Below are 15,083 nucleotides of genomic sequence, written 5' to 3'. Positions count from 1 at the left end.
CGAGACCCGCACGCGTCTCAGGCCCGGGCAGCCGGCACCTCCGCTCCGGCGGCCGGGCGCGTCCCCCAGCCGTCGAGGCCCCTGACGCGCACCGGCAGCCCCGCCTCCTCCACCCCGTCGTCCGTCACCCGCTCGACGACCACCCGGCCGTCGACGAGACGCGACTGGTACCGCTCGATCTCGGCCGGCTCCCAGCCGTCCCCCGTGTCCCGTACGACGAGCCCGCCGCCGGTCCGCCCCGCGGCGGGCGCCCACACCTCCAGGGCGAGGCCGCCGTCGTCGCCGCGCACCGCGAGCACCGTCCCCGCCCGGGCCAGCACCGGCACCCGGGACAGCGGGGCGTCGAGCAGCACCTGCCCGGGGCCCTCGTACACCTGCCCCGTCGCCGTGTCGTACCAGTGCCCGCGCGGCAGCCGGACCGCCCGCCGGTCGGCCCCCCGCGTCAGGACCGGCGCCACCAGCAGCGAGTCGCCGAGCAGGAACGCGTCCTCGCAGTCCCGCAGCAGGCGGTCCTCCGGCGTCCCCCACCACAGCGGCCGCACGTACGGGGCACCCGTCATCCGCGCGAGCCGGGCGAGCGTCTCGAAGTACGGCCGCAGTCGCTCCCGTTCGGCCAGCGCCACGCGCGCGTGCTCCAGGACCTCGGGCCCGAACTCCCACGGCTCGCGCCGCCCCGCGTCGATCGCCGCGTGCGTACGGAACAGCGGCAGCCACGCCCCCAGCTGGTACCAGCGCAGGAAGAGCTCCGGTGACGGGCTCCCGTCGAAGCCGCCCACGTCGGGCCCCGAGTACGGCACCCCGCACAGTCCGAGCCCCAGGACCAGGGAGAGCGAGGCCCGCAGCCCCGGCCACCCCGTCGACACGTCGCCCGACCAGGTGCCCCCGAACCGCTGCATGCCCGCCCAGCCCGAACGCGAGAAGAGGAACGGCCGCTCGTCGGGCCGCAGTCTGCGCAGCCCCTCGTAGCCGGCGCGGGCCATCGCGAGCCCGTACACGTTGTGCGCCTCCCGGTGGTCACCGCCCCGTCCGTCCAGGTCGTGCCGCGCCGAACGGGGCAGCGTCGGGTCACCGAAGGGCATGAACGACACGGGCTCGTTCATGTCGTGCCAGACGCCGGAGAAGCCCTGCCGCAGCCGCTCCTCGTACAGCCCGCCCCACCACTCCCGTACCGCGGGATCGGTGAAGTCCGGATACGCGCACGTGCCCGGCCACACCTCGCCGTGGACCTCCCGGCCCCGCCCGTCCCGCACGAACGCCCCGGCCGCCCGCCCCTCCTCGTACACCGCGTTCCCCGGCTCGGCCGGCACCGCCGGGTCCACGATCGACACCAGCCGCACGCCCTGCTCCCGCAGCTCCGCGGCGAGTCCCGGCAGATCGGGGAACTGCTCCCGGTCCACCGTGAACACCCGGTGCCCGTCGTAGTGGTCGATGTCCAGGTGAACGGCGGACAGCGGAAGCCCCCGCTCCCGGTACCCGGCGACCACCCGCCGCACCTCGCGCGCGCTGCCGAACCCCCAGCGCGCGTGCTGCGGGCCGAGCGCCCAGGACGGCGGCAGTGCGGGCGCGCCCGTCAGCGCCGCCCAGCCGTGCAGCACGCGCGCGGGGGTGCCGACCACCACCCAGCAGCGCAGCGGCCCGCCGCCCATCCGCACCTCGACGCTGCCAGGCCGGTCGTGGCCCGAGCCGTCCCCCTCCTCGCCCTCGGCCAGCGTGACCCGGCCCTCCCAGGAGTTGTCGTGGAACGCCAGGTGCGTGCCGGCGTCCGCGACCACGAACTGCACCGGCATCGTGATGTACAGCGGATCGTCGCCCGGCGTGAAGCGCCCCTTGGGGTCCGTGTTCCACAGCCGGTACGAGCCGTTCCGCAGCCGCGGCCCCGCCGACCGCCCGCCGAGCCCGAAGAACCGCGCGTCCGCCGGCACCTCACTGCGCTGCACCCACCGCGCCTCCGTCCCGCCGGGCCGCTCGTCCTTTCCGCCGGCCACCGGCTCCCACCAGCGCGGCGGCAGGTCCCGCCGCAGCATCACCCCACCGGGCGTGCGGATCTCCACGGCCCCGTGCCGGGACACCGCGACCGTCACCCGCTCGGACACGATCCGCCACCCGCCGTCCGTGTCCGGCTCCAGCACGGCCCGCGGATCAGGCTCAGGCGCCCCCGCGGCGACGGCGTACGAGGGCAGGGGCCCGGCCCCGTCCCAACCCCAGAACACGGTGCCGCCCGCCGACACGCAGATCCGCAGCGAGGAACGTGCGAACCGGACGGTTCCCCCACCCGGCCCCGCCTCCGCCTCCACCGCGAGCCCCGGCACGCGCGCCCGCTCCGCCCCGCGCGGCGGCAGCCCCCACGCGTCCGCACGGTGCCGCCGCCACGCCGCCCGTACCGTCCGCAACCCCTGTACCGAACCGAACACCTTGATCGAACCGAACACCTTGATCGAACGCACCCGTTCACGACCGTCCATGACGATCACCCTGCCACCCACCTGGGGCGATACAAGCTTCGTTCAACTTCCGTTCACCCATGGTGGGAGCACATATTCAACTGGCCGACCATGGGCGGCCAGCCCTGGTGCGAAAGACGATCACATGGCATCGTCCTGTCAGCCGCGTCACGCGCACACCCCAGCACGTGCGCCCGACACACGCCGACCCCGCGTACAGCCAGGGAGCCACCCGATGACATCAGCCCAGACCGATCCGCTCTGGCAGCCGGACGACGAACGCATCGCCTCGGCTGCCGTCACCCGCTTCCAGTCCTGGGCGGCCGAACACCACGGCGCCCCGGCCGAGGGCGGCTACCCGGCGCTCCACCGCTGGTCGGTCGACGAGCTCGAAGCCTTCTGGCAGGCCATCGCCGAATGGTTCGACATCCGCTTCGCCACCCCGTACGAGCGGGTCCTCGGCGACCGCGCGATGCCCGGCGCCGAGTGGTTCCCCGGAGCCACCCTCAACTACGCCGAGCACGCCCTGCGCGCCGCCGACGAACGTCCCCACGACACGGCGCTGCTCCATGTGGACGAGACGCACGACCCCGCGCCGACCACCTGGGCCGAGCTCCGCCGCCAGGTCGGTTCCCTCGCCGCCGAACTGCGCGCCCTCGGCGTACGCCCCGGCGACCGCGTCAGCGGCTACCTGCCGAACGTCCCGCAGTCCGTCGTGGCCCTGCTCGCCACCGCCGCCGTCGGCGCCGTGTGGACGTCCTGCGCCCCGGACTTCGGCGCCCGCAGCGTCCTCGACCGCTTCCAGCAGGTCGAGCCGGTCGTCCTCTTCACCGTCGACGGCTACCGCTACGGCGGCAAGGAGCACGACCGCCGCGACACCGTCGCCGAACTGCGGGCCGAGCTCCCCACCCTCCGGGCCGTCGTCCACATCCCGCTCCTGGGCACCCCGGCCCCCGAGGGGACCCTCGCCTGGGACGACCTCGTCGCCGCCGACGTCGAGCCGGTCTACGAGCAGGTGCCGTTCGCGCACCCCCTGTGGGTCCTGTACTCCTCCGGCACCACCGGCCTGCCCAAGGCGATCGTCCAGTCCCAGGGCGGCATCCTCGTCGAGCACGTCAAGCAGCTGGGCCTGCACTGCGACCTCGGCCCCGACGACGTGTTCTTCTGGTACACCTCCACCGGCTGGATGATGTGGAACTTCCTCGTCTCCGGCCTCCTCACCGGCACGACCGTCGTCCTCTACGACGGCAGCCCCGGCTACCCCGACACCGCCGCCCAGTGGCGCGTCGCCGAACGCACCCGCGCCACCTTCTACGGCACCTCCGCCGCCTACGTGATGGCCTGCGCCAAGGCGGACGTCCACCCGGGCCGCGACTTCGACCTCTCGGCCGTGAAGTGCGTCGCCACCACCGGCTCGCCGCTACCCCCCGACGGCTTCCGCTGGCTGCACGACGAGGTCCGCGACAACCTCTGGATCGCCTCCGTCAGCGGCGGCACGGACGTCTGCTCCTGCTTCGCCGGCGCCGTCCCCACCCTCCCGGTCCACATCGGCGAGCTCCAGGCCGCCGGCCTCGGCACCGACCTCCAGTCCTGGGACCCGTCCGGCAAGCCCCTCATCGGCGAGGTCGGCGAACTGGTCGTCACCAACCCCATGCCCTCGATGCCGATCCACTTCTGGAACGACCCCGACGGCAGCCGCTACCGCGACAGCTACTTCGAGATGTTCCCGGGCGTCTGGCGCCACGGCGACTGGATCACGATCACCGACCACGGCTCGGTCGTCATCCACGGCCGCTCCGACTCCACCCTCAACCGGCAGGGCGTCCGGATGGGGAGCGCCGATATCTACGAGGCCGTCGAACGCCTCCCGGAGATCCGCGAGTCCCTCGTCATCGGCCTGGAGGAGCCGGACGGCGGCTACTGGATGCCGCTCTTCGTCCACCTCGTCGAAGGCGCCACCCTCGACGACGAACTGATCGGCCGCATCAAGCGCACGATCCGCAGCGAACTCTCCCCGCGCCACGTCCCCGACGAGATCATCGAGGTCCCCGGCGTCCCCCACACCCTCACCGGCAAGCGCATCGAGGTCCCGGTCAAGCGCCTCCTCCAGGGCACCCCCCTGGCCAAGGCCGTCAACGCCGGCTCCGTCGACGACCTCGGCCTCCTCCACTTCTACGAGTCCCTCGCGGCCAACCGCCGCGGCTGACGAGCTCGTCAGGTCCTGTCCGGAAAGTCCCGCTCGGCTCGGGCCCGCCCGGCAGACCGCGGCAGGGGCCGTGACGGGCCCCGGCCGCTCCCGCCCACGACCGGGGGCCCGCCGATCCGACAGGATCAGCGGGCCCCCGGCCGTACGGGCCGCCCCTTCCGGCCGACCTGCCGGGCTGGCCGACCCTTCACGTCAACCCCTCGCGTCAACCCCCTCGGGCAGCTCTCCCGTGGCACCGGCGGCCGCCTTGACCAGCACCGCCGAGACCCCGAGCACCGTCCCCGCACGTCCGGCCGACGTGTCCTCCGCGAGCACGGTCCGCTCCCCGAGGAACGCGGACGTCCTCCGGTCGAAGATCCACTGGGTCTGCTCGCCGTGAGCGGTACGGGCCACGGCGACGCCCTCGCGCCCGGCCGCGTCCCGCGCGGACGCCAGCACGGTCACGCCGGGGATCCGCGCCGCCGCCCCGTACAGCGCGGCGGTGACCTTCGGCGGGGCCCAGGTCTCCGCGAGCAGGGTCCCGATCGCGGTGAACGCCCGCTGGTCGGCGTCGCCGCCACCCGCGCGCGTGCCGTCCCGGACGAGCCGCAGCAGCACGTCCGGATCCGTGGGAAGGGCCGCCACGTACGCGTGCGTCGGGTTCGTCACCGACGGCGGCGCCGTCGCGAGCGTGGACTTCCGGGGGGTGGCCCCGCGGTGGTCGAGCTCGTACACGGGCAGCTCCGCGCCGAGCGGGGAGTCGGCGACCCCGGGCTCGCGCAGCAGCCCGGGCCGGCTGCCGTCGGAGGACAGCCACACCTCGCGCCGGTGCGCCGGCGGCAGCGCGGCGGTCCCGCCGTCCGCACCGCGCCCCGCGTACGCGACGAGGCTGCGGATGTACACGTAGCCGCCGGGCCCGGCGTCCGGCGCGGGCGCCGCCGCCGCGGCGAGCGCCGCTCCGGAAAGGACCCGCACGGCGTCGGGAGACGCCGACTCCCCGGCCGACACCCGCCCGGTGGAGGACCCGGCCGGCGTCTCCCGCGGCGCGAGCACGACGACACCCGCGATCACCGCGCAGGCCACCGCCGGCGCGGCGATCCAACCGCGCCCGCGCCCGCGCCGCGGACGGGCCGCGCGGACCGGACGGGCCCCCACGCCGTCCCCGGCCTCCAGGGCGGTCCGCAGGACGGCGTACCTGAGGTGCCGCTCCCGCTCCGGCGTCAGGTCCGGCACCGGCGGCGGGGGCAGCAACTCCGTGAGCTCGGAACGCAGGAGGTCGTCCGTGTCCGCGTGCGTCGTGCGGGGCGTGAAGGCGTTCATGCCTGGTTCTCCGTGTTGGGTCGGGGCGCGAGGGCCGGTCGGACGGTCGAGCGGACGGCGACGGCGCCGGACCCGACGAAGGGCGCGGTACCGGATCCGGGCGTCGGCCCGGTTGCGTCGAGGCGGCCGGGCCCGGGCGGGGCCCCCGTTGTGTCGAGGCGCCCGGGCCCGGATCCGGGCAGTACCCCGGATACGTCGAACAGCTCGGACCCGGGTACGGGCAGCGCCCCGACACCCGGGGAAGCCCGGCCTTCCGACGCGGATCCAGCGGCGACCTCCGCGGCGCGGGCCACGCCGCCCGGCCCCGGGGCGGGACCCCCGGCCGTGGCACCGCGCGCGGCCACCCGCCCGCCCGAGCGCACCGCGACGGCCGCCGACCGCTCCCGCCGCCGCGCCGCCCGCAGTTCCGCTTCGGCGAGCTTCCGGAGCCGCTCGCGGGCCCGGGACAACCGGGACCGCACGGTCCCGACGGGGACGCCGAGCGCCTCCCCGGCCGCCGCGTAGTCGAGGCCGGCCCACACCACGAGGGTGAAGACCTCCCGCTCACGCCGCCGGAGCCTGCCGAGCGCGACGCGGGCCGCCCGTACCTGCTCCCCGTCCGTCATCCGGGCGAGGACGTCGTCGGCGAAGTCCGGCAGGACGCCCCGCTCCGGGAGCCTGGCCAGCGCCGCGTCCCGCCGGCGCGCCTCCCGCGCGGCCCCGCGCATGATGTTGGTGGCGATGCCGAGCAGCCAGGGACGCAGGCTCCCGCCGTCGGCGTGCACCCGGTCGCGGCAGCGCCAGGCCTCCAGGAACGCGGCGGAGACGACGTCCTCCGCGGCCGCCCGGTCCCCGCACACCCGGTAGGCGTAGTGGTACAGCACACGAGCGTGCTCGTCGTACGCCTCGCCGAGCGCCGAGGGGTCCCCGGCGCGGAAACGATCTCTCATAGGTGATTCCACATCTGGCACTGGGCGCCGGTTCGTCCGGGTTCCCGTGACCTGGGCCACACGCCGCGCCGATGTGGCCCAGGTCACGGGAACGCCCGGCCCGCCGCGAGCAGTGCTGAGCATGAACGATCACTGGAACGCACCCCGTACGAACCCGGCCGCGAGCTCGGCGGGCGCTGGCCGCACGACCCCCGGCGCGAGCCGCCGCACGGTCCTGCGCAACCTGGCCGTCGCCACCGTCCTCGCCGGAACGACCCTGTCAGCACTGCCCCCGAGCGCCGTGGCGGCGACCGGAACCCCCGAGACGTACGCGCTGACGATCCGGCACCTCGACCGCACCGGCGCCGCCACCGGCGGCTACCTCACCCACGTCACCGGCGTCTCGGGCCCCGGAGCCGCCGAGGAGGCCGCGCCCTACGACGCGTCCGGCACGGTCACCGTCCGCCTGCCCAAGGGCCGCTACCTGCTCGACTCCACGCTGAACGGCCCCGACCCGGCCACCGGCACCGACTGGGTCGTCCAGCCCCGCCTCGACCTGACCGGCGACACGACCGTGACCGTCGACGCCCGCACGACCGCGCCGGTGGACGTCCGCCCGCCGGACCGGGCCGCCCGCTACCTGAACAGCATCGCCGTCGTCGAGGTCACCCACGAGGGCACGACCCGCTCCGCGAACGTCATGGTGGCGCGCGACGGACTGCGCGTGGCGCACCTCGGCCCCGACGCCGAGTCCGGCTCGGTCAAGGAATGGTTCGACACCTACTGGTCCGGCGCGAGCGCCGACTACGCGCTCGGCTACACCTTCACCTCCGGCCGCGCCCTGACCGGCCTCGTCAAGCGCCCCGCCACCGCCGACCTGGCCACCGTCAGGATCCGCGGAGCCGCCCCCGACGGATCGACCGACCCCGGATTCGTCTCGATCCAGCCCAGCGCCGGCCCCACGATCGGCCTGGCCTCCCCACTCGAGCCGCTCGACACCGCGACCGTCCTCGTGACCCCCGAGCGCGGCCGGTGGGACGTCACCCACTCCGGCCCCGCCGCGCCCGAGACGCCGCCCAACCGCTACTCCGCCGACGGGATCGCCGTACGCGCCGGCGCCACCACCACCCACACCTTCGGCAACGCCGTCTTCGGCCCCGTCCTCGCCGGCACGCCCGGCGCCCGCCCGGCGGGGGTCCGCGACGGCGACACCCTCGCGCTCGACATCCCCCTGCTCGCCGACGGCGACGGCCATGCCCCGAGCGCGCCCCGCTTCCACGGCGCCACCACCACGCTCCACCGCGACGGCGTCCTGATCGGCACCCGGCAGGGCGACCCCGGCCGCGCGCGGTTCACCACCACGCCCGGCCGCGCCGCGTACAGGCTCACCGCCACGGCGACCCACGGCAGCGGCCCGAGCGCCGGCGGCCGCGTCACCGCGTCCTGGACCTTCGCCTCGGCCGGCACCTCCGGCCCCACCGCGCTCCCGCTCAGCACCGTCCGCTTCGCCCCGGACCTCGCCCTCGACGGCACCGCCCCGGCCGGCACCCCCGTCCGGGTCCCGGTCACCGTCGAAGGCGCGGCCGCCACGACCGGCGTACGGTCCCTGGCCGTGTCGATGTCGACCGACCTCGGCGCCACCTGGACCCGCGTCCCCGTCGTCGACGGCCAGGTGGGCTTCCGCACCCCCGCCGCCGGCCGGACCGTCTCGCTCCGCGCCGAACTCACCGACACGAACGGCAACACGCTCACCCAGACCCTGCGCAACGCCTACCGCACCCGCTGAACCGCACCGCGCCCCGACACGCGCCGACGCTCCGGGAAAGGCCTCGACCCTCCCCGGAGCGTCCGCGCGTCACCTGCGGGCACGTCACCCGCCGTACGTCGCCTGCGCGTCCCCGAGCACCTCGGCGAAGTCCGCCGCGAGGCGCACCGCGTCCGCCGGTGCGAGCGTCGCCGTCGTGATCCGTACCGCGGGCGGCGCCGCGATCCGGAACCGCGCGCCCGCCGCGACCCACCAGCCCTGCGTCCGCAGCCCGTTCACCACCGCCGACTCGTCCCGCACCGGTACCCACACGTTCAGCCCGCTGGCGCCGACGGCACGGATCCCGTGTGCGCCGAGCGCGTCGATCAGTGCCGCCCGCCGCTCCCCGTACGCCGCCTCGCCCGCCGCCACCAGCTCCCGTACGGCCGGGTCGGCGAACAGGCCGGCCACCGTCTCCTGGAGCACGTGGCTGACCCAGCCCGACGTCATCAGCATCCGCCCGTCGTGGCGCGCCGCCGTGACCGCGTCGCACGCGACCCCGGCCCACCGCAGGTCGATGCCCAGGTGCTTCGACACGGTCCGCACCTGCGCCCACCGGCCGAGCCCCGCCGCCGCCAGCGTGTGGGCCGCCGCTCCGCCGATCTCCGCGTTGTGGTCGTCCTCGACGACGAGCACCTCGGGGAACTCCCTCAGCACCGAGACCAGTTCGTCCCGCCGCGACCGGGTGAAGAACGCCCCGGTCGGGGACTGGGCCCGCGGACTGCACACCACTGCGCGCACCCCGGCCCGCAGCGCCGTCCGCAGGGCGTCCGGTACGAGCCCCTCCCCGTCGACCGCCACCGGGACGATCCGCAGCCCGAGCGCGGGCACCAGGTCGAGCAGGTGGTGGAAACCGGGATCCTCCACGGCCACCGCGTCACCGGGCCGCAGCTCCGTCGACAGGAGCCGCGCGATGCAGTCGAGCGCGCCGTGCGCGAACGTCACGTACTCGGCGGGCACCCCGTCCCGCTCGAACCACTCCCTGGTCAGGTCCTCCAGGACGGCCAGGCGCGGCGCCGCGCGATGGGACCCGTACACGGGGGAGACGGCCGACGGCGGCCGCAGTACGGGCAGGAAGGCGGGATCCGGATGGCCGCCGGCCAGGTCCACGAGACCGTCGGGCACGCGCGGCGGACGCCGGGACGCCACCGAAGGCGCCTCCGCCACCACCGTCCCGCCCCGGCCGCGGGTGACGATCAGCCCCCGCTGCCGCAGCTCCTTGTAGGCCGTCGCCACCGTCCCCGGACTCACCCCCAGCATGTCGGCGAGCCGTCGCACGGGAGGCAGGGCGTCTCCCGGAGCCAGCCCCCCTTCGGCCACGCCCCGCTCGACGGACGCGGAAATCCCCTTGGCTGTCGTGCCCTCGATCACATATTGTGCTGCCACGTAACCAATTATGTATCAATACAAAAGAATGCGCAAGGGGGACCCATGAGCCGCACCACCCGCCCGCCCCGCCCACCCTTCAGGGACCGCATCCCGGGAGGCCGCGACGGACGCCGCATGCTCGTCATCGGCTTCATCGACAAGTGCGGCAGCGGACTCTGGTCCACGGCCATGGCGCTCTACTTCACCTACGTCACCGGCCTCGGCCTCGCCCAGGTCGGCCTCCTCGTCGCCCTCTCCGGCGCCGCCGGCATCGCCGGCGCCCCCCTCGGCGGCCGACTCGCCGACCGCTTCCCCCTCGTCCGCGTCATCATCTGCACCCAACTGCTGCGCGCCGCGGCCCTCCTCTCCCTCCTCACCACCGACGACTACCTCCTCCTCGTCCTCTTCTCCGCCGCCGGCGCCCTCCCCGACCGCGCCACCAACGTCCTCACCAAGCTGTACGCGGCCCGGGTCGCCGGCCCCGACCGCGTCCGCTACCAGGCCATCAACCGCACCACCTCCAACATCGGCTGGACCCTCGGCGGACTCGGCGCCGCGGCCGCCCTCGCCGTCGGCTCCACCACCGCCTTCCAGCTCCTGCTCGTCGGAGACGCCCTCTCCTACCTGGTGATGGCCGCCCTCACCCTCCGCTGCGCCGAACCGCCCTCCCCGGCCCCCTCCCGCGTCGCCGCCGCCTCCACCGACGCGCCCCCCGCCGCCGAGCGCTCCAACCCCTGGCGCGACCGGGGCTTCCTCGCCTTCACCGCGGGGGAGTCCGTCTTCTTCCTCCACGACTCGATCCTCCAGGTCGCCCTCCCGCTCTGGATCGTCCACGCCACCGACGCCCCCGTCGGCCTCGCACCCCTCCTGATGGTCCTCAACAGCGCCCTCGTCGTGGTCTTCCAGGTCCCGCTCTCCCGCTACGGCGGCACCACCGAAGCGGCCCGCCGCCTCTTCACCCCGCTCGCGACCCTCTTCGCCGCCGGCACCCTCTGCCTCGCCGTCTCCCCGCTCGGCGGCCCCACCCTCGCCGTCACCGCCCTGGTCACCGCCGCCGTCGTCCTCACCTTCGCCGAGATGCTCCACACCATCGCGTCCTGGGAGATCTCCATCGCCCTCGCACCCGACGACGCCCAGGGCGCCTACCTCGGCGTCCACGGCCTCGCCCAGTCCACCCAGCGCTTCGCCGGCCCCCTCGTCGTGACCGGCCTGGTCTCCGCCGGCCCCCTCGCCTGGCCCTTCCTCGGCGCCGCCCTCGTCGCCACCTGCGCCGCACAGCACCGCCTGGTCCGCCGACGCCTCACCGGACCGTCACTGTCAGTGGCGAAGGTTACGGTGAGTGAGCACTGATCGAAGCGTCACCAGGGGGAGACATGACCCGGACCGGCACCACCACGACCCGCCTCCGCCGCGCCCTGCGCCGCGAGGTCCCCAGCACCGTCGGCCTCCTCGCCGACGAGCACGACTTCACGGCCATGCGCCGCTACCGCACCTTCGCCTTCGACGACCACACCACCTACCTCCAGCAGGTCGAGGCCCTCCTCAAGACCCTCGCCGGCCAGGGCGGCCACACCACCGTCACCCTCTTCGACCCCGAGGAGTACGCGGCCTGGTGCACCGAGACCGCCCTCGACCCCGACCACCCCACCAGCCGCAGCCGCTTCACCGCCCACCTCGCCGCCACCGGCGCCCGCGTCACCTACACCGGGCAGCCCCTCACCGCCCTCCTCCCCGAGCTCGTCGACACCGCCGTCCGCCACGCCACCTGGCAGTACGCCACCACCGTCCTCGCCACCGCGGGCTCCTGCGCCGACTGCGGCGAGGACATCGGCCGCGCCGCCTTCGAACGGGCCGATCGCCTGCTCGGACGACTCCTGGAAGCCGCCGGACCCGGCACCCACCACCTCGTCTGCAGCGTCCCCGCCGCCGACGACCAACTCCTCGCCGTCCTCCACACCGACGGCACGACCCGACCGGACGACTCGAGCACCACCGAGTTCACCGCCGTCCTCGCCGCCGGCATCGCCCTCGCCGCACCTGCGGGACTCGTCCTCCGCACCGCCACCCCCGAGGTCCCCGACCACCTCCACGGCTGGCGCCTCACGGACGGCACCCTCACCCCGCTCACCGAAGCCGAGGTCTTCGCCGCCTACTGCACCGACGCCCGCACCGGCGAACCCCTCCCCCCGGAACCGGGAGTCGCCTACCGCGCCGGCTTCCCCCTCACCCCCGACCCCGACGACGACCACCCCTTCCACCACTGACCCCGCACATGCCGAAGGGGCCTCCCATCACCCACATGACGGAAAGCCCCTTCGATCAGTGCCGGACGCCCGGGATCACTCCCCGGACAGCACCGCCTGCGCGGCGATCCGCGCGTCGTGCGCCGTGTCCGCCGCACGCGCCGCGGCCGCGGCCCGCTCGCACTGGGCCAGCGTGTACTTGGCCAGCGTCGCCCGTACGTACGGGATCGACGCCGCACCCATGGACAGGGAGGTGACCCCCAGACCCGTCAGCACACAGGCGAGCAGCGGATCCGAGGCGGCCTCGCCACAGACACCACAGCTCTTGCCCTCGGCCTTCGCCGCCTCGGCGGACAGCGCCACCAGGTCGAGCAGCGCAGGCTGCCACGGGTCCTGCAGCCGGGACACCGCACCGACCTGGCGGTCGGCCGCGAAGGTGTACTGCGCCAGGTCGTTGGTGCCCAGCGACAGGAACTCGACCTCCTGCAGGATCGAGCGCGCCCGCAGCGCGGCCGAGGGAATCTCGACCATCGCCCCGAACTTCGCCCGCAGCCCCGCCTCACGGCACGCGTCGGCGAACGCCTTCGCGTCCGTACGGTCGGCCACCATCGGCGCCATGACCTCGAGGTACACCGGCAGCCCCTCGGCCGCCTTCGCCAGCGCGGTCAGCTGCGTCCGCAGCACGTCCGGGTGGTCGAGCAGCGACCGCAGACCCCGCACACCGAGCGCCGGGTTCGGCTCGTCCGCCGGCGTCAGGAAGTCCAGCGGCTTGTCCGCACCGGCGTCCAGCACCCGCACGACCACACGGCCCTCGGGGAAAGCCTCGAGCACCTTGCGGTAGGCCTCGACCTGCTTCTCCTCGGACGGCGCCTTCTTGCTGTCGTCCAGGAAGAGGAACTCCGTACGGAACAGACCGACACCCTCGGCACCGGCCTCCACCGCCGCGGGCACGTCCGCCGGACCACCGACGTTGGCCAGCAGCGGCACCTTGTGACCGTCCGACGTCGCACCCGGACCGCTGGACGTCGCCAGCGCGGCCTTCCGCGCGGCGGCGGCCTCGGTCAGCTCCGCCTTCTTCTCCTCGCTCGGGTCCACGAACAGCTCACCCGTGGAACCGTCGACCGCGATGAGCGTGCCCTCGGCCAGCTCACCCGCACCCGGCAGCGCCACGATGGCCGGCACACCCAGCGCCCGCGCCAGAATCGCGCTGTGGCTGGTCGGCCCGCCCTCCTCCGTCACGAAGCCGAGCACCAGCGCCGGGTCGAGCAGCGCCGTGTCGGCCGGCGCCAGGTCCCGCGCGATCAGCACGTACGGCTCGTCGCTGTCCGGCACGCCCGGCATCGGCACGCCCAGCAGCCGCGCGACGATCCGGTTCCGCACGTCGTCGAGGTCGGCGACCCGCCCGGCCATGTACTCACCGGCACCCGCGAGCAGCTCGCGATAGTGCGAGAAGGCGTCGTAGATACCGCGCTCGGCCGTGCTGCCGACCGCGATCCGGCGGTCGACGTCGGCGATGAGCTCCGGGTCCTGGGCGATCATCGCCTGGGCCTCCAGCACCGCCTGGGCCTCACCACCGGCCAGGTTGCCCCGGGCATTGAGGTCCGCAGCCACAGCCTCCACGGCCTGACGGGCGCGCCCCTGTTCGCGCTCCGCCTCATCGGCCGGAATCTGCTTGGCCGGCGGCTCGAGGACCGCCGTGCCCATGTGCCGGACCTCGCCGATCGCCACCCCGTGGCTGACGCCGACGCCTCGCAGCGTTGTCTCCATCTCACCCGTCTCCGATTGAGCGACGGCCCCGGCCGCCGCGTTGAATGTCGAACTCGCGGTCGTCACCAGGACGAACCGGCTCAGTTCCAGCCGAAGAGCTGGTCGCCGGCCTTCACGTCGGCGTCCTCGACGACGTCGACGAGCGAGTCCGCAGTGGCCTCCAGGGCCACGATCGGGCAGATGGGGGACTTGCCGGCGGCCTCGACCGCGGCCGGGTTCCAGCGCACGACGGCCTGTCCGCGCGTCACGGTGTCACCCTTGTTCACGAGGAGCTCGAAGCCCTCCCCGTTCAGCTGGACGGTGTCGATGCCCAGATGGGTCAGCACACCGTGTCCCTGATCGTCGACGACGACGAAGGCGTGCGGGTGCATGGAGACGACGACCCCGTCAATGGGGGACACCGCCTCCGAAGGCTCGCGCACGGGATCGATGGCGGTACCCGGACCGACCATCGCACCGGAGAAGACCGGGTCGGGAACTGCGGAGAGACCGATGGCGCGTCCAACAAGCGGCGACGTCACGGTTGTCATGGGAAGCCTCCCAGGGGCGGAGATTGTGTGGCGCCGTCACTACCTGTCCTGGACGGCGTACTGTTCTGAAGCGTATGTCATAGGAAGTCCCAGTTCCGCACGAGACGTACCAGTTGGGCGGAGCTAGGGACCACCAGCGATGATTTGCCTCTACTGGCGGTGGGATGTACTGTCGTACTCCTGCCTGACCCCAACGCGGCCTTGAGTCGCGGGTCGGCAGCACCTATCAAGCCAGATCCTAACCCCAGTGGTCTACACCTCTGCATGCTCGCGGAGGACGTGGTCAGCGGGACCGAGAAAGCCTGGTAATGTTTGACCCCGCCGGGAACGGGAAAAGCGAAAGCCAATTCCAATCCCAGCAGCCCGCTCCAGCGGGTGGCAGAAACGGAAATCGGATCTGCTAGACTGGAAACACGAAATACCGAAGGAAGCGCCCGGAGGGCCTGGAAACAGGAACGAAGGAAGCGTCCGCACCTTGAGAACTCAACAGCGTGCCAAAAATCAACGCCAGATTAGT

10 protein-coding genes are annotated in these 15,083 nt (G+C 74.2%); 4 read left to right on the top strand and 6 right to left on the bottom strand.

Annotated features, from left to right (window positions below; translation table 11 throughout):
- Nucleotides 1-17: 17 nt before the first annotated feature.
- Nucleotides 18-2,462 (bottom strand): glycoside hydrolase family 31 protein, encoded by a 2,445-nt coding sequence (locus ACIQFX_RS17280; RefSeq protein ID WP_402463888.1) that lies wholly within the window; start codon nucleotides 2,460-2,462, stop codon nucleotides 18-20.
- A 214-nt stretch (nucleotides 2,463-2,676) separates the two neighbouring features.
- On the opposite strand from ACIQFX_RS17280, the gene ACIQFX_RS17275 reads away from it, so the two are divergent.
- Entirely contained in the window at nucleotides 2,677-4,647 is a 1,971-nt protein-coding gene (locus ACIQFX_RS17275) for an acetoacetate--CoA ligase (protein WP_402463886.1), read from the top strand.
- 192 nt (nucleotides 4,648-4,839) lie between these two features.
- On the opposite strand, the gene ACIQFX_RS17270 is transcribed toward ACIQFX_RS17275, so the two are convergent.
- Nucleotides 4,840-5,946, bottom strand: coding sequence for a CU044_5270 family protein (locus ACIQFX_RS17270; RefSeq protein ID WP_402463884.1), 1,107 nt, complete (start codon nucleotides 5,944-5,946; stop codon nucleotides 4,840-4,842).
- Complete coding sequence (locus tag ACIQFX_RS17265; protein ID WP_402463882.1) at nucleotides 5,943-6,875, bottom strand: RNA polymerase sigma factor; 933 nt, start codon at nucleotides 6,873-6,875, stop codon at nucleotides 5,943-5,945. Before ACIQFX_RS17265 ends, ACIQFX_RS17270 begins: the two co-directional genes overlap by 4 nt.
- A gap of 121 nt (nucleotides 6,876-6,996) precedes the next feature.
- Between ACIQFX_RS17265 and ACIQFX_RS17260 the strand changes: the two genes are divergently transcribed.
- Nucleotides 6,997-8,640, top strand: a complete 1,644-nt coding sequence (locus tag ACIQFX_RS17260) for a serine protease (protein WP_402463880.1) — start codon at nucleotides 6,997-6,999, stop codon at nucleotides 8,638-8,640.
- Nucleotides 8,641-8,724: 84 nt separating this feature from the next.
- Here the strand turns inward: ACIQFX_RS17260 and ACIQFX_RS17255 are convergent, their stop codons facing one another.
- Nucleotides 8,725-10,044 carry an aminotransferase class I/II-fold pyridoxal phosphate-dependent enzyme gene (locus ACIQFX_RS17255; protein WP_402463878.1) on the bottom strand — a complete coding sequence of 440 codons (1,320 nt, stop codon included), beginning with the start codon at nucleotides 10,042-10,044 and terminating at the stop codon, nucleotides 8,725-8,727.
- Between the two features lie 45 nt (nucleotides 10,045-10,089).
- Here ACIQFX_RS17255 and ACIQFX_RS17250 point away from each other — a divergent pair, with 45 nt between their 5' ends.
- Both ACIQFX_RS17250 and ACIQFX_RS17245 read left to right on the top strand, forming a co-directional pair.
- The gene (locus ACIQFX_RS17250; protein ID WP_402463876.1) at nucleotides 10,090-11,376 is read left to right on the top strand and encodes an MFS transporter; all 1,287 of its coding nucleotides are present in this window, start codon (nucleotides 10,090-10,092) and stop codon (nucleotides 11,374-11,376) included.
- Between the two features lie 23 nt (nucleotides 11,377-11,399).
- On the top strand, nucleotides 11,400-12,290 hold the full coding sequence (locus ACIQFX_RS17245) for a hypothetical protein (protein ID WP_402463874.1): 891 nt from the start codon (nucleotides 11,400-11,402) through the stop codon (nucleotides 12,288-12,290).
- A 75-nt stretch (nucleotides 12,291-12,365) separates the two neighbouring features.
- Here ACIQFX_RS17245 and ptsP read toward each other — a convergent pair whose 3' ends face one another.
- On the bottom strand, nucleotides 12,366-14,036 hold the full coding sequence (gene ptsP / locus ACIQFX_RS17240; protein WP_402463872.1) for a phosphoenolpyruvate--protein phosphotransferase: 1,671 nt from the start codon (nucleotides 14,034-14,036) through the stop codon (nucleotides 12,366-12,368).
- Nucleotides 14,037-14,116: 80 nt separating this feature from the next.
- Nucleotides 14,117-14,566, bottom strand: a complete 450-nt coding sequence (locus ACIQFX_RS17235) for a PTS glucose transporter subunit IIA (RefSeq protein WP_402463870.1) — start codon at nucleotides 14,564-14,566, stop codon at nucleotides 14,117-14,119.
- Nucleotides 14,567-15,083: the final 517 nt, after the last annotated feature.

This window comes from Streptomyces sp. NPDC093089 (genome assembly GCF_044754405.1).
Lineage (GTDB): Bacteria > Actinomycetota > Actinomycetes > Streptomycetales > Streptomycetaceae > Streptomyces.
The sequence above is the reverse complement of the archived record's forward strand: the minus strand, read 5'-3'. Positions and strand labels throughout refer to the sequence as shown.

Bases quoted from the DNA above. Each gene is read 5' to 3' on its own strand.
- ACIQFX_RS17280 (WP_402463888.1), bottom strand. From the start codon at position 2,462: ATGGACGGTCGTGAACGGGTGCGTTCGATCAAGGTGTTCGGTTCGATC.
- ACIQFX_RS17275 (WP_402463886.1), top strand. From the start codon at position 2,677: ATGACATCAGCCCAGACCGATCCGCTCTGGCAGCCGGACGACGAACGC.
- ACIQFX_RS17270 (WP_402463884.1), bottom strand. From the start codon at position 5,946: ATGAACGCCTTCACGCCCCGCACGACGCACGCGGACACGGACGACCTC.
- ACIQFX_RS17265 (WP_402463882.1), bottom strand. From the start codon at position 6,875: ATGAGAGATCGTTTCCGCGCCGGGGACCCCTCGGCGCTCGGCGAGGCG.
- ACIQFX_RS17260 (WP_402463880.1), top strand. From the start codon at position 6,997: ATGAACGATCACTGGAACGCACCCCGTACGAACCCGGCCGCGAGCTCG.
- ACIQFX_RS17250 (WP_402463876.1), top strand. From the start codon at position 10,090: ATGAGCCGCACCACCCGCCCGCCCCGCCCACCCTTCAGGGACCGCATC.
- ACIQFX_RS17245 (WP_402463874.1), top strand. From the start codon at position 11,400: ATGACCCGGACCGGCACCACCACGACCCGCCTCCGCCGCGCCCTGCGC.
- ptsP (WP_402463872.1), bottom strand. From the start codon at position 14,036: ATGGAGACAACGCTGCGAGGCGTCGGCGTCAGCCACGGGGTGGCGATC.
- ACIQFX_RS17235 (WP_402463870.1), bottom strand. From the start codon at position 14,566: ATGACAACCGTGACGTCGCCGCTTGTTGGACGCGCCATCGGTCTCTCC.